The 2,098-nt window shown below is 57.0% G+C and carries 3 protein-coding genes; all 3 read right to left on the reverse strand.

What is annotated here, in order from left to right; translation table 11 throughout:
* On the reverse strand, positions 1-222 hold a 222-nt coding region (locus tag EOA24_RS35520), incomplete at its 3' end, for a twin-arginine translocation signal domain-containing protein (RefSeq protein ID WP_127410685.1).
* Between the two features lie 210 nt (positions 223-432).
* Positions 433-1,536 (reverse strand): amidohydrolase family protein, encoded by a 1,104-nt coding sequence (locus EOA24_RS35525; protein WP_127410686.1) that lies wholly within the window; start codon positions 1,534-1,536, stop codon positions 433-435.
* On the reverse strand, positions 1,533-2,098 hold a 566-nt coding region (locus EOA24_RS35530; RefSeq protein ID WP_133374801.1), incomplete at its 5' end, for an amidohydrolase family protein. The genes EOA24_RS35525 and EOA24_RS35530, both read right to left, overlap by 4 nt.

Below are 2,098 nucleotides of genomic sequence, written 5' to 3' on the forward strand. Positions count from 1 at the left end.
TGTTAGGACCGCTGGATCGAGCGTGTCCGTCGCTTGTCCGCCCATTAACCCGGCCTTGAGTAAACCGCCCTTGACGGGTCCCTCCGCCCTCGCCGCATCAGCAAGCAGGTTATTAGCCAAGACTGCACTGACGCCGAGCGCTGCGGCCCGACCTAAAAAATCGCGCCGGGAGAGTTTACCTTTGGCGACGCACTCACTGAGAAAACTGATTTCATCGACCATTTTAGTTCCCCTTTCTTTGTGTGTTCATTGGTTTATTCGCTACTACTCGCGAGGAGCCAGTCACTGCTCTCGTGCAATCTGGGAGACCCCCGGTTCATCTAAAAAATTCAGGTGCGCACCATAGGGTCCTTCTGCTTCAAGTCTACGTGGAGTGAACTTGATCCGCAGCCGCCGACGGAAACGGCGAGGAATGGTCTATTCCGATTTGCGTTACGGGATCCGGTAAACCTTTTTGGCGTTCTCCCGAAACAGCATCGCCTTATGTTCCTCGGATATGCGAGCCTTGAAGGCGTAGCGCGGATCGTCGAAGTCCCAGTGAGGATAGTCGCTCGCATACATCAGGTTGCCCCAGCCGATTTGCTCAAACAGATAGTTGAGCTCCTCGGGATTGTCCGGTTCTTCTACCGGCTGCGTAGAAAAGTAGATATTCTGACGCAGATAATGTGAAGGCGGGTGTTTCAGGCTTGCCACCTCCGAACCCATGCGCTGCCACAACATGTCGAGGCGCTCTCCAAGTCCGATCGACCAGGAACAACCGGACTCAATGATAATGACCTTGAGCGACGGCACCTGATCGAACACGCCCTCCAGAATGAGGCTCATGATCTGCGACTGTGCGGCGAACGTGTTGTATAAATGAAACTCAGAGTAATAGGACGGCCAGCCGCTGGCGGTCCGCGTGCCGAGTCGGCCTCCGACGTGCATGCCGATTGGGAAGCCATGGTGAGCCGCGGCTTCCAGGATAGGCCGGTAACGCCGGTGCCCCAATGGCTCGGTTGTCCCTGTGAAGATCTGCACCTGGACAAAGCGCGCATCGAGAGCCCGCTTTTCGATTTCTGCCACCGCGGAAACCGCATCGTCCGGCACCACCATAACCGACGCCCTCAACCGGTCCTCCGGCTCGACGAACTCGGCGATCTGCCAATCGTTGATCGCTGTGGACATCGCATTGCTGAGATCGAGATTGCGGCCGCCATTGCCAAGCGCAACCATGGGTTCGAGCACACCAAAGACTACGTTGTTGGGATCGAGGTGCTGTTTCCTCATCAACGCCAGATCCGAACCAGGCAACCCCTCATCCGGCCAGGCGTCCCGACGCAACGCCAATGGAGTGTAGCCGTCATAGAGGTAGCCACCAGCTAACGCCTCGAACCCCAGCTCACCATACTGATCGAGATGATCGCGCCAACGCTTGGAAAGATACGGATGGAGGCCATAGCGGTCTTTGAATTCCGGGTGGATATCGCTGTCGGCTATGCCGGCCGAAGATGTCGAACGCACCGGCTGCCTCGGGCTGGCTATCGTATCGTTCATTGCACCGTCTCCATCAGCCGTGAGTAAGTCCGCAAGGGGTTCTCCCGCGCGATTTTCTGCCGGAGCCGTGCTGGAAAACCGGGTGGCATCGGATCATCACCGTCGAACTGCCAATGCGGGTAGTCGGATGAGAAGAGCAGCATGTCTTCGCTGCCGAGATGTTCTATCAACTTCTCGACGCGCACCGGGTCCTTCGACGTATCGAATGGCTGGATCGTAAACCGGACACGATCCCGGATTTCCAACGCAGGAGAGCGCTTCACCCAAGGAACCTCGCCGCGAACACCAAACCAGACCTTCTTGCTCTTCCAGATGAAGCTGGGCACCCAACTGATGCCCGCCTCGATCATCACGAAGGTAAGGTCCGGGAATTTGCCAAATACACCTTCCATGATCAGGCTCTGGAGCTGTGCCGCGAAAATCTGAGTTCCGCTGGCATAGTCCTGCAGGTAGGTCGAGGGCCATCCCATGCCGCTGCTCGTGGGATAACGATACATGGTCCCGGCATGGATACCGACAGGCAGGCCATGCTTTTGCGCCGCTTCATAGATCGGCCAATAAT

The sequence above is a fragment of the Mesorhizobium sp. M2A.F.Ca.ET.039.01.1.1 genome (genome assembly GCF_003998035.1).
Lineage (GTDB): Bacteria > Pseudomonadota > Alphaproteobacteria > Rhizobiales > Rhizobiaceae > Mesorhizobium.

Excerpts from the sequence above, each read along its gene's own strand:
- EOA24_RS35525 (WP_127410686.1), bottom strand. The coding sequence starts at position 1,536 with ATGAACGATACGATAGCCAGCCCGAGGCAGCCGGTGCGTTCGACATCT.